The following is a 25,829-nucleotide window of genomic DNA, read 5'->3' as shown; positions in this document are numbered from 1 at the left end:
CGTCCGCCATTCGGATGAAGCTGCGGTCGCCCCTGCGTGTGCGCAGACCGGGCTGCCCGCCTCCCTGTATCAGATAGCGGCGATGACCACGGTTCGAGAAGCACGATGACGGCCCCCGGCCCGGCACGGGAGGCGGCCCCCGGTGCCTCACGGACAGGCCTTTCGGAGCAGCCGCGCGAACGGGAACGGACGGTGCCCGGCCAGGCGGCGAACGCCCGTCGCTCACCGGCGTGGAGGACGCTCTGGCCGACTGCGCTCTGTCTCCTGCCACTCGGTCTTCTCGGGGCGGCGGCGTGGTACGGACGGTGGGTCCGGCCCGGTGCGGACGAGTGGTGCTTTCTGCCCGTCGTGCGGGACGAGGGGCTCCCCGGGATGGTCGGGAAGTTCTATCTCAAGGACAACGGGCGGATCGCGAACGCCGTTCTGGTCTGGGCGTACGGGAGGTTCGGCGTCGCGGGGCACCAGTGGTTCGGCCTGGTCAGCTGTGTGGTCACGCTGGGGATCGTGTGGGCGGTGACCGTATCGGCGCTGCGCCGGGGCAGTCTGACGGCGCCACGGGGAGTCCCCTTGCTCGTGGCGTCGATGGTGACGGCCGTCTTTCTGTTCGCAACGCCCAACACGTACAAGACGTTCTACTGGCCCGCGTCGTCCGTCTCGCACACCATGGCGCCGGTGCTTGCCTGTGCCGCGGCCGTTCCGCTGCTCCGGGCCCGGTCGCGCGGGGGCAGGCGCTGCGCGCTGGTCACCGTTCTCGTGGCGGGTCTCTGTCTGGGGACGCTTTCGGAGGAGGCGTCCGTCGTCGTGCTCGTTGTCCTGTCGGCTGTTCTGCTGCTCCTCGTCGGGCAGCGCCGTGCCTATGTGCGGGGCTGGTGCCTGGCGGGCATGGCGGGGACCGTGACCGGGACGCTCGTGCTCTACACGTCGCCGGGCGCGAGAATACGGCGGAAGCGGTTCGACACGGACGGGGTGTCCTTCCTTGCTCCCGACTCGCTCCTCGGGTCCCTGCGAGGCTTCGGTCACATCCTGGGAACGCTCCTCACGACGTGGGCCCATCTGGGGGCGGTCGCGGCGGGGATCCTGCTGGGGCTGCTCATCAGGGGGCCCGGTGGGCGGCGCGTGGTCCTGCCGGAGCGCTGGCCGCTGCTGTCCTGCGCCGGTGCCCTCGCGTTCCTGGTCTCCGGATATCTCTGCACGGTCGTCGCGTATCCCGCCTTCGGCGAGAGCGTGATGACCTCCTCACGGATCTGGAACGACTACCTCCTGCTGTACGTTGCGGTGCTCGTCGGGGCCGGCGCGCTGGTGGGACTCGCCCTGGGTCTGCGCCTGCACCGCACCGGTGCGGTGCAGGCGGCCGGTGCGGGGGTGTGCGCCGTCGTGTGCCTCGCGCTCGCCGTCCCGCTGGGCCGGCTCGAACATGACATGCGCGTACGGGCGGTGAAGTGGGACCGCCAGGACCGGTGGATGCGCGCGCGTGCGGCGGACGGCGACCGGGTTCTCCCGTACATGCCGTTGTCGGTCGGCGGCATGGTGGAACCGTTCCGTCAGCACGGGCGGAAGGTCTGGCCGGCCACATGCGTTGCCGACTACTACCACCTGGAGCGGATCACCTACTCGCTGCGGCTCCCCTGACCGCGCCGGACGCCTTCGTGATCGCGATCATGACGGCGTCGTCGCCCAGGTGCCCGCCGGCGTGCCGCAGCAGGTCGGTGTGGAGATGCTCGACAAGGGCGTCGGGGCCGGTGCCGTTCCAGGCGGCGAGCCGGTCGGCGAGCGGGTAGAAGGTGCCTCTGCGGTCGCGTGCCTCGATGACTCCGTCGGTGTAGAGGAGCAGCAGATCGCCGGGGTGGAAACCGAAGGTCTCGACCTCGTACTGGTTCTCCGACACCATGCCGAACCCCAGCGGGAGCGCGGGTTCCCTGACCTCCAGTTCCTCGACACGACCGTCCCTGCTCAGCAGCAGCGGAGGGGGATGTCCGCAGTTCACCAGACGGATGCTGTGGTCCTCCTCGCAGACGTCCAGGACCAGCGCGGTCACGAACGATTCGTCGTACTCCGGATCCGTCTCGGCGAGCTGGGCCATGTTCCAGTACGAGGCGTTGGCGATGTGTGCCACGGCGCCGGTCAGCGTGAGGTTTTCGTACGCCGCCCCACGGAACGCCCCCACCACCACCGCGGCGTCGTCGACGGCGGGCAGGCCGCTGCCGCGGACGTCGCCGACCACGAGGCGGGTCCCGCCCGGGGTGGGCACCGCGGCGTACAGGTCACCGCCGATCTGGGCTTCCTCCTCGGCCGCGATGTACACGGACGCGATACTCAAGGGGCCGATCTGGTGCGGCAGTGGGTGCAACAGGACCTGTTGCGCCATCACCGCCACCGAGCGCACCCGCTCCAGTTGCCGCTCGTGCCGGTCGAGGGCGTAGCGGAACACCACCAGGAACGCGGAGATCACCGCGACGGCGGCGATCTGGGCCTCGTGGTTCGGTGTCCCGACGCCGCCCTGCAGGGCGCCGATGACGACCTGGGCCGCGATGGCCAGCGCTCCGACGGCGGCCGTGGGGCCGGGGCCGGCGAAGGAGGCGGTGAGCGCGGGCGCGGCGACCAGGAACGGGCCGAGGTGGATGGACTCCGGCGTGCTGATGTCGATCAGCGCGACGGTCGCGATGAGGACGAACGGCACAACGAGCAGCACCTGGCTCAGCCGCCAGGACGGGGTGCGGCGGTGGCCGCTGTGCCGGACGTGCATGTCTTCTGCTTACACCCCTGTCGACCGGTCCGCGCCCCGTGGCCGCCAGCGGGGCCCTCAGGTGCGTCACCCGCTCGGACCGCGTGCGTTCGCCGGTTCCGGTCACCCGTTCCACGATCGGGGTCCGGGTACCGAGGGGAGAAGACCGAACGTGGACACATGGGACTCGCAGGACAGCTACGGGCAGCCGCACCAGCGGCCCGGATACCTCCGCCCGAAACCGCCCCGGCTCCGTGTCGACGCGGCGCGGCTGTGGGCGGGCGGCGCCCTGACCGCCGTCGTCGCCGCGCTCACCGCTGTCGCCGGGGTACTCCTCTTCCGTGGGGTCCTGGACGTGCCTCTCTTCGCGCCGGAGAGCGCCGGAGCGCTGGGCGACGCCTCGACGGGACTGCTGGCCACCGGGGCCGGGCTGGCAGCGCTGGCGGCCACAGCGTTGGTGCATCTGCTGATCCTCACGACGCGGCAGCCGGGCCCGTTCTTCGTCTGCATCGTCGCCCTCGCCACTGCCGTCATGGTGCTGCTGCCCTTCACCACATCGGTCCCGGTCGACGCCAGGATCGGCGCGGCGGCCATCTGCCTCGCCATCGGAGTCGTGATCGGTACCCTGCTGTCCGCCGCCGGCCGCAGCTCGGTGCGACGCTCCCCCTACTGACGGCCGGATCCCGGGCGTGCGGGGCGCACGGTCCCGGCGCGGGCCGCGTCCGTGCGAGGTTATTCACGGCAGTACGGCGATGCCGTCGAGCTCGACGAGCGCCTGTTCGTCCCAGAGCCTGGCCGTCCCGATGACCGCCATCGCCGGGTAGTCGCGGCCGGCCAGCCGTTGCCAGATCCGCCCGAGTTCGGGGGCGTGTGCGCGGTAGTCGGCGACATCCGTGGCGTAGACGGTCACCCGCGCCAGGTCGGCCGGGGAGCCCCCGGCCGCACGCAGCGCGGTGAGCAGATTGCTCAGGGCCGTCGCGAACTGCTCGGGCAGCGTGGCGCCGACGACCTTGCCGTCCCGGTCGAGGGCGGTCTGCCCGGCCAGGAGGACCAGGCGGCTGCCGGTCGCCGTGACGGCGTGCGAGAAGCCCGTGGGCGGGGACAGTTCGGCGGGGTTGATCCGGTGGATCGGGCTCATACGGGCGGCTCCTGATTCACGGTCGGCGTCCGATGCGAGGCCGGCGTCCGATGCGCGGTCCCTGTCGCTCTCTGCGTCGCCGTCGCGTACAGCTCCTTGGCGATGATCGTGCGCTGGACCTCGCTGGCGCCCTCGTAGATCCGCGGGGCACGCACCTCCCGGTAGAGATGTTCGAGCAGATGCCCCCGGCGCAGCGCGCGGGCGCCGTGCAGCTGGACGGCTGCGTCGACGACGTACTGCGCCGCCTCGGTGGCGTACAGCTTCGCCATCGCCGCCCGGCCCGGCACGCCGGGCTCCCCCGCGTCGTACGCCGCGGCGGCCGCGTACACGAGAAGCCGCGCGGCCTCCGTACGGGTGGCCATCTCGGCGACCTGGTGGGAGACGGCCTGCAGTTCCTTCAGCGGGCCACCGAACGCGGTGCGTTGCGCGGTGTGGTCGAGGGTCGCGTCGAGGGCAGCACGGGCCATTCCGACGGCGAACGCGCCGACGCTGGGACGGAACAGATTGAGGGTGTTCATGGCGACCCCGAAGCCGCGGTCCGGTTCGCCGAGCACATCGTCGGGCGTGACCGGGACCCCGTCGAAGGCGAGGGCGCCGATCGGGTGCGGGGAGAGCATGTCGAGGGCGGTGCCGGTCAGTCCCGGACGGTCGGCGGGGACCAGGAACGCGGTGACGCCGCGGGCTCCGGCGCCTGGTGTCGTACGGGCGAAGACGGTGTAGAAGTCCGCCTCGGGGGCGTTGGAGATCCAGCACTTCTCACCGGTCAGCCGCCAGCCGTCCGGGGCGTGCTCGGCCGCCAGGGCAAGCGCCGCGGCGTCGGAGCCGGCGCCGGGCTCGCTCAGTGCGAAGGCGGCGACGGCACGGCCGGCCTGCACCTCGGGAAGCCAACGCGCCCGGTGGGCCGGGGTACCCGCCTGGACCAACGGGTATGTGCCGAGTCCCTGGAGGGCCAGCGCGGTCTCGGCCTCCGTGCAGCCGCGGGCGAGGGACTCCCGCAGCAGGCAGAGGTCGAGGGCGCCGGAGGAAAAAATGCGGCCGAGCAGGCCGAGTTCGCCGAGGGCGGCGATCAGCGGGCGGTTGACGTGCCCCGGTTCGCCCTTCTCGGCGAGGGGGCGCAGCTCCTGTTCGGCCAGGGCGCGCAGCTCTTCGCACCAGGCGGTCTGTGCCGGATCGAGTGAGAATGCCGTCATACCGGCGCCTCTCCTGTCCCCTATCGCGAACTGTTGACTACCGTCATTCAAACGCTACGCTCCATGGGCGACAAGGGGGCGATCCGCTATGGACCCGAAGACCTCAGCGCACCTCGACACCTTTGCCCGGGAGCATCTGCCACCCACGGACCAGTGGCCGGAACTGGTCTTCGGCCTTCCCGAGCTGAACTATCCGGACCGGCTGAACTGCGCCGCCGAGCTCCTCGACGGCACGGTCGCCCGCCTCGGTCCCGACCGCCCCGCCTTCCATACGCCCCAGGGCGAGATCTGGAGCTACGGGAATCTCCAGGACCGGGTCGACCGGATCGCCCATGTCCTGACCTCCGACCTGGGGATCGTCCCCGGCAACCGGGTTCTGCTCCGCGGCCCCACCACGCCCCACCTCGCCGCCTGCTGGCTGGCCGTGCTGAAGGCGGGCGCGATCGCGGTGACCGTACTGGCCCAGCAGCGGGCCCAGGAGCTCGCCACCATCTGTTCGATGGCCCAGGTCGGTCATGCGCTGTGCGACGTCCGGTCGGTCGACGACCTGGTGAAGGCGGGGGTACCGGGGCTGCGGATCACGGTGTACGGAGGTGACGGACCCGACGATCTGCTGCACCTGGCCGAGGGGCGGCCGGGGCCCTATCGGGCCGTGGACACGGCCGCGGACGATGTCGCGCTGATCGCGTTCACCTCGGGCACCACCGGACGGCCCAAGGGCTGCATGCACTTCCACCGCGATGTGCTCGCCATAGCCGACACCTTCTCCCGTCACGTCCTGCAGCCCCGTCCCGACGACGTGTTCGCCGGCAGTCCGCCGCTCGGCTTCACCTTCGGGCTCGGCGGTCTGGTGGTCTTCCCGCTGCGGGCCGGAGGGTCGGCCCTGCTGCTGGAACAGGCCGGTCCGCGGCAGCTGCTGCCCGCGCTGGCCTCCCACCGCGTCTCGGTCCTGTTCACCGCACCGACCGCCTACCGCGTGATGCTCGACCACCTCGACAAACACGATCTCGCCGCGCTGCGGCGCTGCGTCTCGGCGGGCGAGAACCTGCCCCTGGCGACCTGGCAGTCCTGGTACGAGCGGACCGGCCTGCGCATCATCAACGGCATAGGCGCCACCGAACTGCTGCACATCTTCATCTCCGCCGCCGACGACGTGATCCGTCCCGGCACCACCGGGGTTCCCGTGCCCGGCTGGGAGGCGCGTGTGCAGGACCGGGACGGCCGCGCGGTGCCCGACGGGGAGCCGGGACTGCTCGCCGTCCGCGGCCCGGTCGGCTGCCGCTATCTCGCCGACATCCGCCAGTCGGAGTACGTACAGCACGGCTGGAACCTCACCGGCGACACGTACACACGTGACAGCGACGGCTACTTCCACTACGTCGCACGCGCCGACGACATGATCATCTCCTCCGGGTACAACATCGCGGGTCCCGAGGTCGAGGACGCCCTGCTGCGCCATCCCGAGGTCGCCGAGGTAGCGGTGGTCGGGCATCCGGACGAGCTGCGCGGGCAGATCGTGGTGGCGTACGTGGTGCTGCGCGAGGGCGGCGGAGCGTCGGCCGACGAGTTGCGCACGCACATGAAGAACGAGCTCGCCCCCCACAAATGCCCGCGTGTCATCGAATTCGTGCCGGCGCTTCCCCGGACCGCCACCGGCAAGCTGCAGCGGTTCCGGCTGCGGAGCGACGGAGACCGGACCGGCGCACGGGACCTAGAGTGATCACGTGGCCGACCAGCACACCCCCAGATCCCTGATCGTCACCCTCTACGGCGCGTACGGTCGGGCCCCCGGCAATGCACCGCTGCCGGTGGCCGAACTGATCCGCCTGCTGTCCGTCCTCGGTGTCGACGCCCCGTCCGTACGCTCCTCCGTCTCCCGGCTGAAGCGACGCGGGCTGCTCGTCCCCGCGCGTACGGTGAGCGGCGCGGCCGGGTACGCGCTGTCGCCCGACGCCCGCCAACTGCTGGACGACGGCGACCGGCGGATCTATGCGCACCCGTCGCCGCCGCTCCAGGACGGCTGGGTGCTCGCCGTCTTCTCCGTACCGGAAGCGGAACGGCACAAGCGGCACCTGCTGCGCTCGCGGCTGGCCCGGCTCGGCTTCGGCACGGCGGCGCCCGGGGTGTGGATCGCGCCCGCCGCGCTGTACGACGAGACCCGGCACACGCTCGAGCGGCTGGAACTGGCCCCGTATGTAGACCTGTTCCGCGGGGAACACCTCGGCTTCGCCGCGACGCGGGAGTCCGTGGCGCGCTGGTGGGACCTCGACGCGATCGCCCGGCTCCACGTGGACTTCCTGGAGCAGCACGAACCGGTGCTACGGGCCTGGGAGTCACGCACCGGCGCCCCCGATCCCGAGACCGCCTACCGGGACTATCTGGCGGCCCTGGACTCATGGCGGCAGCTGCCGTACGCCGATCCGGGCCTGCCGGAGGAGCTGTTGCCGAAGGAGTGGCCGGGAGGCCGGTCGGCGGAGGTGTTCGGGCTCCTGCACGCCCGACTGCGGGACCCGGGAGCACAGTTCGTACGGTCATGACCGGCCGCGGGCGCCGAAATCCAGGTGCTCCCGATGCCCCGCGCCCTGCACGATGAACCATGACCTGGACCTTCACCGATGATGTCGAAGCATTCCTGGACGTGGCAGGCGCCTCGCTGGCGGCCCGCCCTGCCGAGAACACCCTGGTACTGACCGTCACCGCCACGCTGCGGCGCAGCGGCCCGCACGCGTACGGCGACGCCGCTCCGTTGCTGGGCTGGTGGCGCGGGCCGGACGGCGAGGTCGCGGGAACCCTGGTGCAGACTCCGCCCTACCCCCCACTGCTGGGCACGGTCGCCCCCGAGGCCCTTGCCCCACTGACCGCGGCACTCCCCCTGACCAGCGTCAACGCGGACCGCCCCACCGCCGAGGCGCTGGCCGCCGGCTGGCCCGGCCACCGCGTCGAGCAGGAACAACGGCTCTACCGGCTCGGCGAGTTGATCCCCCCGTCCCCCGCCCCCGAGGGCGCCCCGAGGACCGCCACGACCGCCGACCGCGAACTGCTCCTGGCCTGGCATCTCGCCTTCGCCGAAGAAGTCGGCGAGCCCGGCACCCACGCCGAGCGGCTGGTGGACGAGCGGACGGCGTCCGGCGGGCTGACACTCTGGGAGGCCGGTGACGTCCCGGTCTCGATGGCGGGCGTCTCCCCCCGGGTCGCGGGCACGGTACGGGTCACGACCGTGTACACACCTCCGGAGTACCGGGGTCACGGCTATGCGGCAGCGGTGACGGCGGACGCCGGCCGGGCGGCACGGGAGGCGGGCGCGGACGAGATCCTGCTGTTCACGGACCTCGCCAATCCGACCAGCAACGGCGTGTATCAGCGGATCGGCTTCCGGCCCGTCTCGGACCGGCTGCTGATCAGTGCACAGGGCAACGGCGTGGAGGAGAGATGACCGAGCCCGGTGAGGTCCGGGAGCCGCTCTGGTTGATCGCCGCGAATGTGGTGCGCTTCCCGCGCGGCTCCCCGCATCCGGATCCGTGCCGGTGCCACGAGTGTCTGACGCTCACCCCAGAGTGAGTCGCGGCTTCGGTGCGTCCGTGCGGCCGGTCGGGGGCGTGCGGCTGCCCGCGCGGTACGGGAGCGGCCAGGGTGCGCCCGGTCCCGCATAGCCCTGGTCCGCCGCCGCGTGCAGGGTCCAGTGCGGGTCGTAGAGGTGCGGGCGGGCCAGGGCGCAGAGGTCGGCGCGGCCCGCCAGCAGCAGGGAGTTGACGTCGTCCCAGGAGGAGATCGCGCCGACCGCGATGACCGGCACGACCAGGGTGTTGCGGATCCGGTCGGCATACGGGGTCTGGTACGAGCGGCCGTACTCGGGGCGTTCGTCGGGGACGACCTGGCCGGTGGAGACGTCGATGGCGTCGACGCCGTGCGCGACGAACGCGCGGGCGATCTCGACGGCGTCCTCGGCCGTCGTGCCGCCGTCGGCCCAGTCGGTGGCGGAGATCCGGACGGTCATGGGCCGGTCGTCGGGCCACTCGGCGCGGACCGCGTCGAAGACTTCGAGGGGGAAGCGCAGTCGGTTCGACAGCGGTCCGCCGTAGGTGTCGGTGCGTCGGTTGGTGAGCGGCGAGAGGAAGCCGGAGAGCAGGTAGCCGTGCGCGCAGTGGAGTTCGAGCAGGTCGAAGTCGCAGGTGACGGCGTGCCGGGCGGCCGCGGCGAACTGGGCGCGGATGACCTCGAGTCCGGCCCGGTCCAGGGCGTGCGGGACCTGGTTGACTCCTTCCGCGTACGGGATCGGGGAGGCGGCGGACAGGGGCCAGTTGCCCGCGTCGAGCGGCTGGTCGATGCCGTCCCACATCAGTTTGGTGGAGCCCTTGCGGCCGGAGTGGCCGAGCTGGATGCCGATCGCCGTACCGGGCGCCGAGGTGTGGACGAAGTCGGTGATCCGGGTCCAGGCGGCCGCCTGTGCGGGGGTGTAGAGGCCGGCGCAGCCGGGGGTGATGCGGCCCTCGGCGCTGACGCACACCATCTCGGTCATGACGAGCCCGGCGCCGCCGAGGGCGCGGGCGCCCAGGTGGACGAGGTGGAAGTCGCCGGGGACGCCGTCGACAGCCGAGTACATGTCCATCGGCGAGACGACGACGCGGTTGCGGAGTTCCAGACCGCGCAGCCGCAGCGGGGTGAACATCGGCGGAGTGCCCTGGGCGCAGCCGAACTCCTCCTCGACGGCCTCGGTGAAGCCGGCGTCGCGCAGCCGCAGGTTGTCGTGGGTGACGCGGCGGCTGCGGGTGAGGAGGTTGAACGCGAACTGCCGGGGCGCCTGGTCGACGTACGTACCGAGCTCCTCGAACCAGCGCAGGCTGGCCGCGGCGGCGCGCTGGGTCGATTCGACGACGGGGCGGCGCTCGGTCTCGTATGCGGAGAGGGCGGCGGGCAGGTCGGGCTGTTCCTCGATGCAGGCGGCGAGCGCGAGGGCGTCCTCGACGGCGAGTTTCGTGCCGGAGCCGATGGAGAAGTGAGCGGTGTGCGCGGCGTCGCCGATGAGGACCGTGTTGGCGTGCGACCAGCGGGCGTTGACGACGGTACGGAAGGTGAGCCAGGAGGAGTTGTTGGAACGCAGCGGGCGGCCGCCGAGGACGTCGGCGAAGATCTTGGCGCAGCGTTCCGTCGAGGCTGCGGCGTCCATGATGTCGAACCCGGCCGCGCGCCAGACCTCCTCGCGCATCTCGACGATGACGGTGGAGGCACCGGCCGAGAACGGGTAGGCATGCAGCTGCATCACGCCGTGTTCGGTCTCGGCGATCTCGAAGCGGAAGGCGTCGAGGGCGAACTCGGCGGCGAGCCAGATGTAGCGGTTGCGGTGGGTGGTGAGGGTGGGCCGGAAGGTGTCGGCGTACGCCTCTCGGGTGGCGCTGTGCACCCCGTCGGCGGCGATCACCAGATCGTGCGTCGCGGCGAGTTCGGCGGCGGGCGGGGCCTCTTCGCGGAAGCGGAGCCGTACCCCCAGCGACCGGCAGCGCTCGTGCAGGATCTCCAGCAGCCGGCGGCGGCCCAGCGCCGCGAAGCCGTGGCCGCCGGATGTCTGGGTCCGGCCGCGGTGGACGATGTCGATGTCGTCCCACCGCACGAACTCGGCCTGGAGCGCCCGGTACACCACGGGGTCGGCGTGCTCGATGCCGCCGAGCGTCTCGTCGGAGAGGACGACACCGAAACCGAACGTGTCGTCCGGGGCGTTGCGCTCCCAGACCGTGATGGAGCGCTCCGGGTCCAGGCGCTTGAGGAGCGCCGCGGCGTAGAGTCCGCCGGGGCCGCCGCCGATGACCGCGATCCGCCTCGTGTCGCACCGCATCGCGTTACCTGCCTTGCCATTTCGGCGGCCGCTTCTCCGTGAACGCGGCGTGGAACTCGGCGTAGTCGTCGCCGTGCATCAGCAGCGCCTGGGTGGCGGCGTCCATCTCGACGGCGGCGGCGAGCGGCATGTCGAGTTCGGCGGTGAGCAGCGCCTTGGTCTGGGCGAGGGCGAGGGCGGGCCCTTCGGCGAGGCGCTGTGCGAGCGCCGCGGCGCGCGCGTCGGCCTGCCCCTCCTCGGTCAACTCGCTGATCAGCCCGATCCGTTCCGCCTCGGGGGCACGGACCTGCTCGCCGAGCATCAGCAGCCGGGTGGCATGGCCGAGACCGACGACGCGCGGCAGCAGATACGCCGCTCCCATGTCCCCGCCGGAGAGTCCGACCCGGGTGAAGAGAAAGGCGAACCGGGCGGACGGGTCTGCGACGCGGAAGTCGGCGGCCAGCGCGAGAACGGCGCCGGCGCCCGCGGCGACCCCGTGGACGGCCGCGATGACGGGGAAGGGGCACTCGCGCAGCGCCCGTACGACCTGTCCGGTCATGCGGTTGAAGTCGAGCAGCTGCGCGGTGTCCATCGCCAGGGTGGCGCCGATGATCTCGTCGACGTCGCCGCCGGAGCAGAAGCCCCGCCCCTCGCCGGCCAGCACCAGGGCGCGCACGGAGCGTTCGCGGGACAGCTCGGCAAGGAGATCGCGCAGATCGGCATAGGCGCCGAAGGTGAGCGCATTGAGTTTCTCGGGGCGGGCCAGGGTGACGGTCGCGACGCCGTCGTCCGTCGTCAGCCGCAGATGACGCCAGCGCTCCGTGCGCGGCGCGGAGCTGGGAAACGGGCTCATGGAGGGTGGTCCCCTTCAGCCGTCGGGCTGCTACCTGCTCTCGAATTTATCACCCATCCGTGACTCCCGTCACGAGTACGCAATAAGGCGGCGGTGAGGACAACGTGGCGAAAGTCCCATTCGTACCGGTCGCTCGCCCCTTGTCTACGTCGTTGCACTTCGTATGGTTGAAACCGAGAAGTCTTGAGCTCCAGAAAGTCGTGCCCTCCGGAACGGAAACCCGCTGTGCCCCCCGATGGACCGATCCCCGCCTCCTGGCGTATCCCACTGCCGCACTCGACGGCGGCAGTGCCGATCGCCCGCGCCCTGATCCGTACGGCACTGACGGACATCGGCCCCTCGACCGACTCCCTCGACATCGCGGAGCTCCTCACCGCCGAACTGGTCGCCAACGCCGTGGAACACACCGCCGGCGACGATCCGCTCGAGCTGGTGGTGGAGATCCTGGAGACCGGCTGGCAGGTGGAGGTCCACGACCGCGACCCGGCTCCACCGGGCGATCTCTCCCGGCCCGGTCCGGGCAGCGAACCGGACCCCTGGCAGGAGCACGGCCGGGGCCTGCTGCTGATCCGCACCCTCAGTTCGGCCTGCGGCCATCGCACGACGGAGCACGGCAAGGCGGTCTGGTTCACCCTGCCCTCGCACCAGCCCCAGCACTGAGGGCTGCTTTCGAAAGCAGCGTCGTCCGCCCGTGGGGCGGGCGCTCTCAGGCCCGCTCCACACCGGCCAGCCGCGACCGGCGTCGCCCGTAGCAGGCGTACACCGCCGCGCCGACCAGCAGGAAGACCGCGAACTGCACCCAGGTCGCCCAGCCCGTCCCGTACATCAGATAGAGACAGAAGCCGACGCCCAGGATCGGGCTGGCCGGATAGAGCGGCACCCGGAAGGAACGCTTCAGCCCGGGATGGCTGCGGCGCAGCGCGATCACCGCGATATTGACCGCCACCATGATGGCGAGCGTGCCGATGGTGGTCAGGTTCACCACCGCGTTGAGGGATGCGAAGGCCGCCGGAACGGCAAAGACGACGGCGACGATCCAGGTGTTGGCGACGGGCGTCGCGGTCCGCGGCGAGACGCGTTCGAAGACCCGCGGGACCAGGCCGTCGCGGGACATCGACATCAGGATGCGGGTCTGCCCGTACATCACCGCGAGCACGACGGACGCGATGGCGACGACCGCACCGAAGGCGACGATGCCGCCGCCGACGGTCGAGTCGGTGACCTGGTCGACGATCACAGAGAGCGCGGCCGGCTTGTTGGAGACGGCGTCCGCGCCGAGTGCCCCGATGGCGGTCAGAGCAACCGTGCAGTAGAGCAGGGTGGCGACGCCGATGCAGATCATGATCGCGATCGGGATGTTCCGGCGGGGGTTCTTGACCTCTTCCCCGGCGGTGGTGATGGCGTCGAAGCCGATGTACGAGAAGAACGCCAGCGAGGCGCCGGAGGTGATGCCGGCCACACCATGGTTGGCGAACGGCGAGAGGTGGCCTGCCTCGAACGCGGTGAATGCGATGGCGCAGAAGGCGATCAGGATGCCGATCTTGAGGACGACCATCGCGGCCGTGGCGCCCGCGCTCTCCCGGACGCCGCGCACCAGCAGGGTGGCGGCCATCATGATCACCACGACGGCGGGGAGGTTGATCACGCCGCCGTCGCCGGGCCCCGCGGACAGGGCGGCGGGCAGGTGCCACCCGACCAGGCTGTTCAGCAGCTCGTTGACGTACTGGCTCCATCCGACCGCGACCGCGGAGACCGAGACGCCGTACTCCAGCAGCAGGCACCAGCCGACGAGGAACGCGACGCGTTCGCCGAGGGTGGCGTAGGCGAAGGAGTAGGAGCTGCCGGAGACCGGGATCGCGCCGCCCAGCTCCGCGAAGGAGAACGCGGTGAAGATGCAGGTGATCGCGGCGAGGACGAAGGAAACGACGACGGCGGGACCGGCCTCGGCAACACTGTCGGAGAGGCCGACGAAGATGCCTGTTCCCACGATGGCGCCGATGCCGAAGCACACGAGCTGGAACAGCCCCATGGTGCGCTTGAGGCCGTGCCCCTCCAGGTCGGCGCCGGATTCGGCGACCAGCTGGGTGGGGCTCTTGATGCGCAGTCCCGGCCGGGGCGACAGGCTCTGCGGGCGGAGCGGACTCACGGGGATGATCTCTTCTCTGGTGGAGCATGTGGGGGGCGTGCACGCGGAGCTGGTGTGGCTCCGGCCGGCTCCGTGGGGGGAGGGACGCGTCAGATACGACAATGGGGTCCGAGCCCGCGAGCTCGAACCCCACCAAGTAGAACCACTGTAACCAATTGTCCGCATGTTCACCCAATCGGGCGCATTTTCATGCAGAACCTGGCCGGCGACCCGTCAGGCGGCGGCCAGCGTCGCCACCAGGACGGCCTTGATCGTGTGCATCCGGTTCTCGGCCTCGTCGAAGACGATCGAGTGCGCGGACTCGAAGACCTCGTCGGTGACTTCCAGCTCGGTCAGCCCGTGGGCGGCATGGATCTCGCGGGCGACCTTGGTGCCGAGGTCGTGGTAGGCCGGGAGGCAGTGCAGGAACTTCACGTCGGCGTTCCCGGTGGCGTTCAGGACGTCCATGGTGACGGCGTACGGCGCGAGCGCCGTGATGCGCTCGGCCCACACCTCCTTGGGCTCGCCCATGGAAACCCACACGTCGGTGGCGACGAAGTCGGCGCCCCGGACACCCTCGGCAACGTCCTCGGTGAGGGTGACCGTCGCACCGCTGGCCTCGGCGAGCTTGCGGGCCTGCGCGACGACCTCCTCGGCCGGCCAGTAGGACTTCGGGGCGACGATCCGGACGTCCATGCCCAGCAGCGCACCGGTGACCAGGTACGAGTTGCCCATGTTGAAGCGCGCGTCGCCGAGGTAGGCGAAGACGATCTGCTCCAGCGGCTTGTCGCTGTGCTCGGTCATCGTGAGGACATCGGCGAGCATCTGGGTCGGGTGCCAGTCGTCGGTGAGTCCGTTGAAGACGGGGACCCCGCCGTACGCCGCGAGCTCCTCGACCGCCACCTGACTGTCACCGCGGTACTCGATGCCGTCGAACATCCGGCCGAGCACGCGGGCGGTGTCCTTCACCGACTCCTTGTGGCCCATCTGCGAGCCCGAGGGGTCGAGGTACGTGGTCGAGGCACCCTGGTCGGCGGCGGCGACCTCGAAGGCGCAGCGCGTGCGGGTCGAGGTCTTCTCGAAGATCAGCGCGATGTTCTTGCCACGCAGATGCTGCACCTCCGCACCCGCCTTCTTGGCCGCCTTGAGCTCGGCGGCCAGGTCGATCAGGCCGCGGAACTCCTCGGCCGTGAAGTCCAGCTCCTTGAGGAAGTGGCGGCCTGCGAGGTCTATGGCCATGGTGGCTGCTCCTGGGTCGGGCGAGGGTCGCGCGTACAGTTCCCTGGAAGTCTATACGAGAGAACGCATTGATATACAGGCGCCTCCGTACTCCCACGCGGTCCCGTGTTCCCCCGTTCGGTCACGGCACCAGGGCATGTTTCGAATGTCCCGTCTGCCGGGCGGCCGGACGACGCTGCTTTCGAATCACCCGCTAGGGGGTGTCCGGCGGATCATGGCCGGGGTCGCGACGCCCGGCACGGCACCTCGCGGCGTTGCCGAAACGCCCGGATAGCTCCGCTATCAGGACGCTCCGGCGACTTGCGATGCACCGCACCAGACGCCGTGACCTGTCCGACCCTGATCCGCCGGACACCCCCTAGACCGCATCGCGGACCACCGGACAGCTCATGCAGCGGGGACCGCCCCTGCCCCGGCCGAGTTCGCTGCCGCGGATCTCTATCACCTCGATGCCTTGCTTGCGCAGATAGGTGTTGGTGGTGGCGTTGCGCTCGTACGCGACCACGACGCCCGGCTCGACGGCCAGCACATTGCAGCCGTCGTCCCACTGCTCGCGCTCGGCCGCGTGCACGTCCTGGGTGGCCGTGAGGACCCGGATCGAGTCCAGGCCCAGCGCCGCCGCCATGGCCCGGTGCATGTGCTCGGGCGGATGGTCGGTGACCTTGAGCTCCCGCGGTCCGCTGCCGGGCTCGATGGTGTACGAGCGGAGCATGCCCAGCCCCGCGTACTGGGTGAATGTATCGCCGTCGATCATCGTCATCACCGTGTCGAGGTGCATGAACGCCCGTCTCTTGGGCATGTCGAGCGCCACGATCGTCCGGGCGGAACCGGCGTCGAACAGTCCGCGGGCCAGCATCTCCACCGCCTGCGGGGTGGTGCGCTCGCTCATCCCGATGAGGACGGCGCCCTGCCCGATGACCAGGACGTCGCCGCCCTCGATGGTGGACGGATAGTCGTCCTGCCCCTCCGACCAGTGGTGGAAGGCTCCCGCCTCGGAGCCGGTGAAGAGGGGGTGATGGCGGTAGATCGCCTCGAAGTGGACGGTCTCGCGCTGCCGGGCCGGCCAGCGCATCGCGTTGATGGAAACCCCGTCGTATATCCACGCGGAGGTGTCCCGGGTGAAGAGGTGGTTGGGCAGCGGACCGAGCAGGAAGTCGTCCAGGTCCATGACGTGGAAGCGGACCGATGTCGGCTCGCTGTGCCGCTCAAGGAACTCCCGCTTCGTCATCCCGCCGACCAGCGCCTCGGCCAGCTCGGCGGTGGGCAGCTCCTCGAAGGCGGCCCGCAGGTGTTCGGTGGCGAGCGGGCCGTACTCCTTCTCGTCGAAGACCCGGTCGAGGACGAGCCGCTTGGCCACAGGGATGTCCAGGGACTCACGCAGCAGATCACCGAAGAGGTGCACCTCCACCCCGCGGTCGCGCAGGACGTCCGCGAAGCCGTCGTGCTCCTGTCGGGCGCGGCGCACCCACAGCACGTCGTCGAAGAGGAGCGCGTCCTTGTTGCTGGGGGTGAGCCGCTTCAGTTCCAGATCCGGGCGGTGCAGGATGACGCGGCGCAGCCGCCCGGCCTCGGAGTCGACATGGAATCCCATGTCTCCATCCTCACCGCGCGGAGCGCCGTTCACCCGGCGAATCGCCACCGAGTTCGCCACCGAATGCGATGCCGGATCCGGCATCGCACCCCGGCGTGTTCCGGCTGCGGTCAGAGCCTCGGGTCGACGGGCTCCGACTCCAGCGCGAGCACCGCGAACACCGCCTCGTGGACCCGCCACAGCGGCTCGCCCTCGGCCAGCCGGTCCAGGGCCTCGAGACCGAGCGCGTATTCACGGAGCGCCAGCGACCGCTTGTGGCCCAGGAACCGGGAGCGCAGCCGCTCCAGATTTTCCGGACGCGTGTACTCGGGGCCGTAGATGATCCGGAGGTACTCCCGGCCGCGCACCTTGATGCCCGGCTGGACCAGCCTGCCCTTCTCGTCCCGCACGAGCGCGGCAAGGGGTTTGACGACCATGCCTTCGCCACCGCGGCCGGTCATCTCCAGCCACCAGTCGGTACCGGCACGGACCGACGCCTCGTCGCCGGTGTCCACGACGAGCCGACGGGTGACCTGGAGCAGGCCGGTGGGGTCGTGCTCCACCAGCCGGTCCACCCAGGCCAGCTGCTCGTCATGCGGTACGGAGGCCAGCGAGCGCCCCTGAACGGCGAGGATCTGAAACGGGGCGATCCGCACTCCGTCCAGGCCCTCGGTGGGCCAGCAGTAGCGCCGGTAGGCCTCGGTGAACGCCGCGGCGTCGGCCGTCCGGTCCTGCTGACGGGCGGCCAGGTCGGCGACGTCCACCCCGCGGGCCGCCGCCGCCGCGAGTGCCGCGTCGACCACGGGGAGTACGGCACCGGACGCGGCGCCGACCGCCGCGTACTGCGAGCGCAGCAGCCCGCCCGCCTTGAGGGACCAGGGCATCAGCTCGGCGTCGAGCAGCACCCAGTCGGTGTCCCACTCCTCCCAGAGTCCGGCGGCGGCGACGGCCGTGCGCAGCCTGCCGAGGATCACCTCGGTCAGGGCGGTGTCGTCGAGGAACGGCCGGCCGGTGCGGGTGTGCAGCGCCCCGGTCGGGCCCTCGACCCCGAACCGCTCGCGGGCCGCGTCCGCGTCACGGCAGACCAGGGCCACCGCCCGCGAGCCCATGTGCTTCTCCTCGCACACGACCTGGGCGACCCCGTCGGCCCGGTACTGCGCGAAGGCCTCGGCGGGGTGCTCCAGGAAGCCCTCCTCGTGGGAGGTCGCGGTGGGCGCCATCGTCGGCGGGAGATAGCCGAGCAGCCGCGGGTCGACGGCGAACCTGCTCATCACTTCGAGCGCAGCCGCGGCGTTCTCCTCGCGCACCGAGATGCGGCCCATGTGCCGGGTCTCCACGATCCGTCGGCCCTGCACATCGGCCAGGTCGAGCGGGCGCCCCTCGCGGCCCCCGGGAGCCTCGGTGACGAGCGGTTTCGCGGGCTCGTACCAGACCTTCTCGGCCGGTACGTCGACGAGCTCGCGCTCCGGCCAGCGCAGCGCGGTCATCTTCCCGCCGAAGACCGCACCCGTGTCCAGGCAGAGGGTGTTGTTGACCCAGGAGGAGTTGGGCACCGGGGTGTGGCCGTAGACCACGGCGGCACGGCCGCGGTACTCCTCCGCCCACGGGTAGCGCACCGGCAGGCCGAACTCATCGGTCTCGCCGGTGGTGTCCCCGTACAGCGCGTGCGAGCGGACCCGTCCGGACGTGCGCCCGTGGTACTTCTCGGGCAGCCCGGCGTGGCAGACGACCAGCTTCCCGTCGTCCAGCACGTAGTGGCTGACGAGCCCGTCGATGAACTCCCTTACCTGCTCGCGGAAGGCCGGGTCCCTGGCGTCCTCACGGTCCAGCTGCTCGATGGTCTCGGCGAGCCCATGGGTGTGCTGGACCTGGCGGCCCTTGAGGTAGCGGCCGAGCTTGTTCTCGTGATTCCCCGGCACGCACAGGGCGTTCCCCGCCGCGACCATGGACATGACGCGGCGCAGCACGCCGGGACTGTCGGGGCCGCGGTCCACGAGGTCGCCGACGAAGACCGCCGTGCGCCCTTCCGGGTGTGCGCCGTCGGCATAACCGAGCTTGCCGAGCAGGGTCTCCAGCTCCGAGCTGCAGCCGTGGATGTCACCGATGATGTCGAACGGCCCGGTGAGGTGACGCAGGTCGTTGTAGCGGCGCTCCAGCACCACGTCGGCGTGGTCGACCTCCTCCTCGGTGCGCAGGATGTGCACCTTGCGGAACCCCTCGCGCTCCAGGCCGCGCAGCGAACGGCGCAGCTCGCGGCGGTGGCGCTGGACGACATGACGGGGCATGTCGGCGCGGTCGGGCCGGGTGGCGTTGCGCGCCTGGCAGACCTCTTCGGGCAGGTCGAGGACGATCGCGATGGGCAGCACGTCGTGGGTCCGGGCCAGCTGCACCAGCTGCCTTCGGCTCTCGGCCTGGACGTTGGTGGCGTCGACGACGGTCAGCCGTCCGGCGGCGAGCCGCTTGCCCGCGATGTAGTGCAGGACGTCGAAGGCATCACCGCTCACGCTCTGGTCGTTCTCGTCGTCGGCGACGAGGCCGCGGCAGAAGTCCGAGGAGATGATCTCGGTGGGCTTGAAGTGCTTGCGCGCGAACGTGGATTTGCCGGAACCGCTGGCTCCGATGAGCACGACGAGGGAGAGGTCGGTCACCGGCAGCGTGCGGTGCACGTCGGTGCTCTTTGCGGTGTCGTTGTCGGTCATGCTGCCTTCGCCCCCTTCTTCTTCGTGTCGTCCCCGGCGGTCTTCGTGAACACGGCCATCTGTGTGGGCGGCCCCACCTCGGGGTCGTCGGGTCCCACCGGCACGAAGCCGACTCCGTATCCGTGCCGCTGTGCCACTTCCTGCGCCCAGCCGCGGAACTCGGCCCTGGTCCATTCGAAGCGGTGGTCGCCGTGCCGCACGTGTCCGGCGGGGAGGCTCTCCCAGCGGACGTTGTACTCCACGTTCGGCGTCGTCACGAGCACCGTCTGCGGCCGGGCCGAGCCGAACACCGCGTACTCCAGCGCGGGCAGCCTCGGCAGGTCGAGGTGCTCGATGACCTCGCTGAGCACGGCCGCGTCATACCCGCCCAGCTGCTTGTCGGTGTACGTGAGCGAGCCCTGCCGCAGCGTGACGCGGCCGGCCTGGCGCTCGCCCATCCGGTCCAGCTTCAGCCGGCGCGAGGCGATGGTCAGGGCGCGCATCGAGACGTCGACGCCGACGATCTCCGTGAAGCGCACGTCCTTCAGCAGTGCCTGCACCAACTGGCCCTGTCCGCAGCCCAGGTCCAGCACCCGGCTCGCCCCGGCGGCCCGCAGCGCCTCCACGATCGCTTCGCGCCGCTGCTCGGCGAGCGGCACCGGCTTCTCCTCGGTGTCCGTCGTCTCGTCCACGGCGTTGTCGACGGACTCCACCGCCAGGTCGTCCAGCTCGGCGAGCCGTACCAGTTCGAGCCGTTCCATCGCCTGCCGGGTCAGCCCCCAGCGCCGGGAGAGATAGCGGCTGGTGATCAGCTTCTGCTCCGGGTGGTCGGCCAGCCAGCCGTCACCGGCCCGCAGCAGCTTGTCCACCTCGTCGGGCGCGACCCAGTAGTGCTTGGCGTCGTCGAGCACCGGCAGCAGGACGTACAGCTGCCGCAGCGCGTCCGCGAGCCGCAACTCGCCCTCCAGCACCAGTCGTACGTACCGCGAGTCGCCCCACTCCGGGAACTGCTCGTCCAGCGGTACGGCCACCGCGTCCACGCTCGTCCAGCCGAGCGGACCGAAGAGCTTCGTCACGAGCTCCGCGCCGCCGCGCGCCGGGAGCGCGGGCACCTCGATCCTGAGCGGCAGAGGCGCCGCCGCGCGCTCGGGCAGGGCCCGGCACACGCCTTTCAGGGCAGACTTGAAGACGGTGCTCATCGCGACGGAGAGCAGCGAGGACGCCGCGTACGGCCGGTCGTTGACGTACTGCGCGAGCGCCGCGTCGGGTGCGCCGCCGCGGCCCTTGCCCTTGCCCCGGCGCACCAGCGCCACGGGATCCACCTGAAGCAGCAGGGCGGCCGTGCAGCGCTCGGCGGATGACTCGGGGTAGAAGACATGCGCAGTGCCGTGGGAGGTGGAGAACGCCTGCGCCTTCTCGGGATGCTTGTGCAGCAGGAAGCCGAGGTCGGTCGCGGGGCGCTCAGGGGTGCCGGTCGTACTGATGGTCAGGAACACACGTCCGAGTATGGTCTGGATCACTCGCCCCCCACCAGGCATTTTCGTCGTGTCTACGGTTCTGTCGCCCCTCCCGTCCCACGGTCCGTGCCACGCGCCGAACCGCTCCCCGGCCCCCGCGCCGCCCGTCCCGACGCAATCAGCCCGGCCAGTTCCGCGATCGGTCCGGGACCGACCCGGCAGCAGCCGCCGACCAGCCGGGCACCGGCCTCCTGCCAGCCCCGCACCCGGCGGGGGTCGAACGTGGCACCACCGGTCCACCCCCGGCCCTCGGCGTCCCACCGCTCCCCGCTGTTCGGGTAGACGACGGCCGGTTTCCCGGTCACCTCGGCCGCCGTCACCACCGCCCGGTCCGCGTCCGCCGGATCGCAGCAGTTCACCCCCACGGCCACCACCCGGTCGTGCCCGGCGGCGATCCCGAACGCCGTCTCCAGCGGCTGCCCCGCCCGGGTCCGGTCCCCCGCCACGCTGTACGAGAGCCAGACCGGCAGCCCGTAGTCGTCGACCACCCGCAGCAGCGCCTCGGCCTCATCGGTGTCCGGCACCGTCTCCAGTGCCAGCACATCCGGGCCGGCGGCGGCCAGCGCCTCGATCCGGGGCCGGTGGAAGCGCTCCAGCTCCCGGACCGAGAGCCCGTACCGCCCGCGGTACTCGCTGCCGTCCGCGAGCATCGCCCCGTACGGGCCGACGGAGCCGGCGACCCAGACCTCCCGGTCCGCCGCCGCACCGGCCCGCCGGGCCAGCTCCACGCTGCGGGCGAAGAGCTCAGTCGCCCGGGCCCGGCCGATCCCCCGCCGCGCGAACCCCTCGTACGTCGCCTGGTAGCCGGAGGTGATGAGCACCTGGGCACCCGCCCGCACATACGCCCGGTGCGCGGCCTCGATCTGCCGTGGCTCGTCGACCAGCAACCGGGCCGACCACAGTTCGTCGGACAGGTCGTAGCCCTGCGCCTCCAGTTGATTGGAGAGACCACCGTCGAGGAGGACGATTCCTTCGGCGAGCGCGGCGGCCAGCGGGCGGGCGGGTTGCACGGCTGCTCACTTCCCTCTGGATCGACCGCCTGCGCAGGTGTGTGCGTGGGTCGCGGCGACACGGTCCTCGTCGGCCGGGGACCGCAGGAGGACCGGTTCCCACGACAGCTGGACACGATCGCCACCGGAGCGTTCTGCATGTCGGTGACGAGGAGCGCAGGCGTGTGTATGACCCACGGTAGCGGTCTCCTCCAGGCAGCGAGGCGATCGCGGAGAAACGGCCTGAGCACCGGGCCCTCCGCACGCCGCGATCCAGTGCGACAGCGGTCGGAGGCGAGTCCGTGAGTACACCACGGGCATGATGGACGCATGGATCTTCGTGTCTTCACAGAACCGCAGCAAGGGGCGACCTACGAGACGCTGCTCCGCGTCGCCAAAGCGGCCGAGGAACTCAACTACGGAGCCTTCTTCCGCTCGGATCACTATCTGCACATGGGAGCCGTGGACGGCCTCCCAGGACCTACTGACGCCTGGATCACGCTTGCCGGTCTCGCGCGCGAGACGACGAGGATCCGCCTCGGGACCCTCATGACCGCCGGAACCTTCCGTCTCCCCGGTGTCCTCGCGATCCAGGTCGCGCAGGTCGACCAGATGTCCGGCGGACGGGTGGAACTGGGTCTCGGCTCCGGCTGGTACGCGGAAGAGCATGCGGCCTACGGCATCCCGTTCCCCAAGGAGAAGTTCGGACGCCTGGAGGAACAGCTCGCGGTCGTCACCGGACTGTGGAACACCCCCGTCGGCGAGCGATTCAATTACGACGGGACGTACTACCAGCTTTCGGACTCCCCCGCGCTGCCCAAGCCGGTACAGGCCAGGGTGCCGGTCCTGATCGGCGGTCACGGAGCCAGGAGGACACCCGCTCTTGCCGCTCAGTACGCCGACGAGTTCAACATTCCGTTTGCGTCCCTTGCCGACACGGAGCGGCAGTTCGCGCGCGTGCGTGCGGCGGCTGAAGACCGCGGGCGCAGGGCGGACGACCTCGTCTACTCCAACGCCCTCGTCGCCTGTGTCGGCAAGACCGACGCGGAGGTGAAACGCCGGGCGGAAGCCATCGGCCGCGACGTCGACGAGCTGAAGGCCAACGGTCTTGCCGGGTCACCTGCGGAAGTCGTCGAGCGCATCTCGGCGTTCCGGGCCGTCGGCTCGCAGCGGATGTACCTGCAGATGCTGGACCTTGACGACCTGGACCACTTGGCATTGATCGCGTCCGATGTGATGCCGCAACTCTCCTAGTGCTGCGAGCCACAGTCGGAAGTCGTGGAGGCCTGTTGATCGACGCGGCCGGCCGACACGGTCGTTGCCTCAACCTGCAGATGACTACGCCGGCCGACCTGTGGCGGCTGGTATTCGGCCGCGGGGGCAGTCCGCTGTTCGCGCTGCCCCCGCCCCGGAATCCGGCGGCCCGTACGCGGCCGACCCGACCCGTCAACTCACGCCCGGGGGAAGGGCGATGCTGCCGCCGAACACTCCACGGTTCTCCTCGCTCACGTCCTGGGTGTACGTGATGTTCTGCCCACCGTTCGGAATCAGGAAGGCGAACCGCAATGCGTGGGCTTCCACCTTCCCCGTCCTGGCATCCAGCGTCAGCGTCTCGGTCAGCCGGGACAGGGTGATCTGAGACTTGTCCACCGCCACGCCGGCCCCTCGGAGCTGGGCGAGGACGGGCTCCACCTCCCGTACGGCGGACTTCACATAGGCACGGTCCTGCACCTCTGGCACCTTGCGCGGCGAGGCCACCCGCACCTGGAGCCGCACCTTGCCGTGGCTGTCCGCCTTGGTGAGGGTGACGCCCCCCTGTTTCAGATAGGTCCGGAACGTCTGGACGGCGGCGACGGGATCCTCGACCTTGTTCGCGATCACCGGATCAGTGAGGGCCCCGTGCTTCCAGGCGCCCGCGTCGCCCTCCTTCACGTACCCCGTACCGCCGACGACGAAGACCTCTTCGGGCTTGCGCTGCCCTTTGCTGCTGGTGATGACCCCGTGCGACTGGAGCGCCTCGGGATCACCGGTGCGCCGCACCGTGGCCGTGTAGGACGCATTGCTGGGCTGCTGCCCTTGCAGGGTGAGCCCTTCCTTCCCGCGCACGGCGAAGGTCCATCCGTGCTGCGCCGCCATGGCCTTCTCGGCGAGGCCGAGAAAGTCGCCGGGGGTCTCGGGCGGGGCGGGCGCCTTCTCCGATGCAGCCGGGGATGCGGATGCCGCTGCCGACTTCGCCGCGGCCGGCTGCACATCCTCCCCGCCCACGGTGGAGCAGCCGACGGCCGCACAACAAAGGGGCGCAACCACCCCGACTAGCCCGACTCGCCTCTTCATCTCCGTGCCCCTCCTCCGGCCCCCGCCTGACGTGCGGTAACGAGGCGCGGACTATATAGCAAGGCGCGCCACTCGGTCGCGGCAGCGGACAATCCGCCCATTCAGACGGGCACCCACGGGGTCCCGTGCAGAACGACGCCTGGGAGGAGTCGCGGTTGGGCGTGTGTTCATCGGTTCCGCATGTGGTCAGCGCGGTCCTCGGATGCTGTCGATGATGCGGGTCCAGTTGTCGTTGCCGTGTCCTTTCTCGATCGCACGCCGGTAGTGGGCCTGCACGGCCAGGGGGAGCGCGAGGTCGAGGCCGAGTGACGTGCTGGTCTCGACGATGTGGTCGGACGTCGCGCCCATCATGGTGACCGTGCTGAGGTCGCCGGGATGTTCTCCAGCATCGAGCGCGGTGCCGGGGTTCTCTTCGACAGCCCTCAGGATGTCGCCGATCGAGTCGGCGGAGGAGAGCAACTCCGGCAGCGCTTCCTTGGCCTTCATTCCTGCGGTACCCAGCATCGCGGTGGCGTGCACCAGCCCGGACAAGGTGGTGAGGAACACCGCGAGTTGGGCTTGATACATCATCTGGGCGAGGCCCGGGTCCTCGCCCAGATGCTTTGGTGTTCCCAGCAGTGTCAACGCCGCCAGGTGGCTCTCCGTCACTTGGTCGCGGCCGCTGTAGTAGACATGGGCTGCCTCCGTGCCGACCATCGGCGCGGGGACCATGACACCTCCGGTGAGGAAGGTGGCGTCGTGGCCCGCGGCCCAGGCTGCTGCCTCGCGTGAGCGGTCGGGAGTGTCGGAGCTCAGGTTGACCAGCGTCCGGCCGGCGAGCGATGCGGTTGCGCTGTCGAGGATGTCGTACATCGCCCGGTAGTCGGTGAGGCTGAGGATCACGAGGTCACTCGCTTCGACCGCTTCGCTGGGTGTCGCCGCGAGCGTTGCTCCGTCGGCGACGACGCCGTCAGCCCGACTGGCGGTGCGGTTCCAGACGGTGACCGGGTGGCCGGCATTGAGGAGGGTGCGGGTCATCGCCTGGCCCATCGGGCCAAGCCCGATCACGGTGACAGCGCTGTCCTGCCTGGTGGTGCGGTTCTGTAGTTCGTTCACCCCTCCATGTTCGGAGAGTGTCACCACTCTCGGAAGTACCTACTATTTTCTGCGGTACTTACCTTTTCGTAAGGGGGATCGGTGATGGCCAAGGCGCCGAGATGCGGGCCTTACATCTGCGGCATCGATGCTGCGCTCGACGTGGTGAGCGGCAAGTGGAAGGGACTGATCCTCTGGGAGCTCGACGCCCATCGCGTACGCCGCTTCGCTGAGCTCCGTCGCGGTCTGCCGGGAGTGAGCGAGAAGATGCTGACGCAACACCTGCGTGAGATGGAGGCGGACGGTCTCGTGCACCGAGAGGTCTATGCCGAGGTGCCGCCGCGGGTGGAGTACTCCCTGACTGAGCATGGGCGCACGCTCAATCAGGCGCTCGGGCCGCTCGGCGCCTGGGGTGTTGAGCGGATGCGTCGCGAAGGCTTCGAAGCGGTCGACGTGGCCGAGACCTCACACGGCTAAGACCGACCGGCAAATGGGAGGCGGGAGAAGGAGCGGGGCTGGGTGCGTGCAGCTGCAAGGCGGAGGATTGAGGCATGGCGGAGCCATGGTGATTGACGACAACGCGGCAGATGTGCG

The 25,829-nt window shown here is 70.6% G+C and carries 21 protein-coding genes; 8 read left to right on the top strand and 13 right to left on the bottom strand.

Translation table 11 applies throughout. From position 1 onward, the window contains the following. Positions 1 to 192 precede the first annotated feature (192 nt). Entirely contained in the window at positions 193 to 1,629 is a 1,437-nt protein-coding gene (locus ACNPQM_RS31355) for a DUF6056 family protein (RefSeq protein WP_418086611.1), read from the top strand. Here ACNPQM_RS31355 and ACNPQM_RS31350 read toward each other — a convergent pair. Continuing rightward, positions 1,604 to 2,743: a PP2C family protein-serine/threonine phosphatase gene (locus ACNPQM_RS31350; RefSeq protein ID WP_418086610.1), complete on the bottom strand. Its 1,140-nt coding sequence runs from the start codon at positions 2,741 to 2,743 to the stop codon at positions 1,604 to 1,606. The two genes, ACNPQM_RS31355 and ACNPQM_RS31350, sit on opposite strands and share 26 nt — an antisense overlap. Positions 2,744 to 2,894: 151 nt before the next feature. Between ACNPQM_RS31350 and ACNPQM_RS31345 the strand changes: the two genes are divergently transcribed. After that, on the top strand, positions 2,895 to 3,395 hold the full coding sequence (locus ACNPQM_RS31345; RefSeq protein ID WP_358856316.1) for a DUF6069 family protein: 501 nt from the start codon (positions 2,895 to 2,897) through the stop codon (positions 3,393 to 3,395). A gap of 63 nt (positions 3,396 to 3,458) precedes the next feature. On the opposite strand, the gene ACNPQM_RS31340 is transcribed toward ACNPQM_RS31345, so the two are convergent. Further along, complete coding sequence (locus tag ACNPQM_RS31340; RefSeq protein WP_358856315.1) at positions 3,459 to 3,860, bottom strand: RidA family protein; 402 nt, start codon at positions 3,858 to 3,860, stop codon at positions 3,459 to 3,461. Continuing rightward, positions 3,857 to 5,050: an acyl-CoA dehydrogenase family protein gene (locus tag ACNPQM_RS31335; RefSeq protein WP_358856314.1), complete on the bottom strand. Its 1,194-nt coding sequence runs from the start codon at positions 5,048 to 5,050 to the stop codon at positions 3,857 to 3,859. Before ACNPQM_RS31335 ends, ACNPQM_RS31340 begins: the two co-directional genes overlap by 4 nt. Positions 5,051 to 5,138: 88 nt before the next feature. Here ACNPQM_RS31335 and ACNPQM_RS31330 point away from each other — a divergent pair, with 88 nt between their 5' ends. From ACNPQM_RS31330 to ACNPQM_RS31320, 3 genes are read left to right on the top strand one after another with little or no spacing between them, the layout of a single operon-like run. Continuing rightward, positions 5,139 to 6,770, top strand: a complete 1,632-nt coding sequence (locus tag ACNPQM_RS31330; RefSeq protein WP_418086609.1) for an AMP-binding protein — start codon at positions 5,139 to 5,141, stop codon at positions 6,768 to 6,770. Between the two features lie 4 nt (positions 6,771 to 6,774). Next, positions 6,775 to 7,587: a PaaX family transcriptional regulator C-terminal domain-containing protein gene (locus ACNPQM_RS31325; RefSeq protein WP_418086608.1), complete on the top strand. Its 813-nt coding sequence runs from the start codon at positions 6,775 to 6,777 to the stop codon at positions 7,585 to 7,587. Positions 7,588 to 7,646: 59 nt separating this feature from the next. Continuing rightward, positions 7,647 to 8,483 carry a GNAT family N-acetyltransferase gene (locus ACNPQM_RS31320; RefSeq protein WP_418086607.1) on the top strand — a complete coding sequence of 279 codons (837 nt, stop codon included), beginning with the start codon at positions 7,647 to 7,649 and terminating at the stop codon, positions 8,481 to 8,483. Positions 8,484 to 8,594: 111 nt separating this feature from the next. Here the strand turns inward: ACNPQM_RS31320 and ACNPQM_RS31315 are convergent, their stop codons facing one another. Beyond that, positions 8,595 to 10,877 carry a bifunctional salicylyl-CoA 5-hydroxylase/oxidoreductase gene (locus tag ACNPQM_RS31315; RefSeq protein WP_418086606.1) on the bottom strand — a complete coding sequence of 761 codons (2,283 nt, stop codon included), beginning with the start codon at positions 10,875 to 10,877 and terminating at the stop codon, positions 8,595 to 8,597. Positions 10,878 to 10,881: 4 nt separating this feature from the next. Continuing rightward, positions 10,882 to 11,709, bottom strand: a complete 828-nt coding sequence (locus ACNPQM_RS31310) for an enoyl-CoA hydratase family protein (RefSeq protein WP_358856309.1) — start codon at positions 11,707 to 11,709, stop codon at positions 10,882 to 10,884. A gap of 225 nt (positions 11,710 to 11,934) precedes the next feature. On the opposite strand from ACNPQM_RS31310, the gene ACNPQM_RS31305 reads away from it, so the two are divergent. Further along, positions 11,935 to 12,369: an ATP-binding protein gene (locus ACNPQM_RS31305; RefSeq protein WP_358856308.1), complete on the top strand. Its 435-nt coding sequence runs from the start codon at positions 11,935 to 11,937 to the stop codon at positions 12,367 to 12,369. Between the two features lie 46 nt (positions 12,370 to 12,415). Here the strand turns inward: ACNPQM_RS31305 and ACNPQM_RS31300 are convergent, their stop codons facing one another. The 6 genes from ACNPQM_RS31300 to mmuM form a co-directional block, all read right to left on the bottom strand. Then, a complete protein-coding gene (locus tag ACNPQM_RS31300) occupies positions 12,416 to 13,855 on the bottom strand; it encodes an amino acid permease (RefSeq protein ID WP_418086605.1) in 1,440 nt (479 codons plus the stop codon). A 213-nt stretch (positions 13,856 to 14,068) separates the two neighbouring features. Next, on the bottom strand, positions 14,069 to 15,073 hold the full coding sequence (gene argF, locus ACNPQM_RS31295; RefSeq protein ID WP_418086604.1) for an ornithine carbamoyltransferase: 1,005 nt from the start codon (positions 15,071 to 15,073) through the stop codon (positions 14,069 to 14,071). 358 nt (positions 15,074 to 15,431) lie between these two features. Beyond that, a complete protein-coding gene (locus tag ACNPQM_RS31290) occupies positions 15,432 to 16,664 on the bottom strand; it encodes an arginine deiminase (RefSeq protein WP_358856305.1) in 1,233 nt (410 codons plus the stop codon). A gap of 110 nt (positions 16,665 to 16,774) precedes the next feature. Then, complete coding sequence (locus ACNPQM_RS31285) at positions 16,775 to 19,342, bottom strand: polynucleotide kinase-phosphatase (RefSeq protein ID WP_418086603.1); 2,568 nt, start codon at positions 19,340 to 19,342, stop codon at positions 16,775 to 16,777. Further along, positions 19,339 to 20,817: a 3' terminal RNA ribose 2'-O-methyltransferase Hen1 gene (locus tag ACNPQM_RS31280; protein ID WP_358856303.1), complete on the bottom strand. Its 1,479-nt coding sequence runs from the start codon at positions 20,815 to 20,817 to the stop codon at positions 19,339 to 19,341. Before ACNPQM_RS31280 ends, ACNPQM_RS31285 begins: the two co-directional genes overlap by 4 nt. 53 nt (positions 20,818 to 20,870) lie before the next feature. Beyond that, complete coding sequence (gene mmuM / locus ACNPQM_RS31275; protein WP_418086602.1) at positions 20,871 to 21,848, bottom strand: homocysteine S-methyltransferase; 978 nt, start codon at positions 21,846 to 21,848, stop codon at positions 20,871 to 20,873. Between the two features lie 309 nt (positions 21,849 to 22,157). Here mmuM and ACNPQM_RS31270 point away from each other — a divergent pair, with 309 nt between their 5' ends. Next, positions 22,158 to 23,081 carry an LLM class F420-dependent oxidoreductase gene (locus ACNPQM_RS31270; protein WP_418086601.1) on the top strand — a complete coding sequence of 308 codons (924 nt, stop codon included), beginning with the start codon at positions 22,158 to 22,160 and terminating at the stop codon, positions 23,079 to 23,081. Positions 23,082 to 23,273: 192 nt separating this feature from the next. Here the strand turns inward: ACNPQM_RS31270 and ACNPQM_RS31265 are convergent, their stop codons facing one another. Next, the gene (locus ACNPQM_RS31265; RefSeq protein WP_358856300.1) at positions 23,274 to 24,092 is read right to left on the bottom strand and encodes a hypothetical protein; all 819 of its coding nucleotides are present in this window, start codon (positions 24,090 to 24,092) and stop codon (positions 23,274 to 23,276) included. Between the two features lie 255 nt (positions 24,093 to 24,347). Beyond that, positions 24,348 to 25,256, bottom strand: a complete 909-nt coding sequence (locus tag ACNPQM_RS31260; RefSeq protein WP_418086600.1) for an NAD(P)-dependent oxidoreductase — start codon at positions 25,254 to 25,256, stop codon at positions 24,348 to 24,350. A gap of 84 nt (positions 25,257 to 25,340) precedes the next feature. On the opposite strand from ACNPQM_RS31260, the gene ACNPQM_RS31255 reads away from it, so the two are divergent. Then, entirely contained in the window at positions 25,341 to 25,712 is a 372-nt protein-coding gene (locus ACNPQM_RS31255; RefSeq protein ID WP_418086599.1) for a winged helix-turn-helix transcriptional regulator, read from the top strand. The last annotated feature ends 117 nt before the right edge of the window (positions 25,713 to 25,829 follow it).

It is taken from the genome of Streptomyces sp. NPDC056231, from assembly GCF_048270745.1.
Lineage (GTDB): Bacteria > Actinomycetota > Actinomycetes > Streptomycetales > Streptomycetaceae > Streptomyces.
Note: the sequence above shows the minus strand (reverse complement) of the source record. Positions and strands in the feature narration are given on the sequence as shown.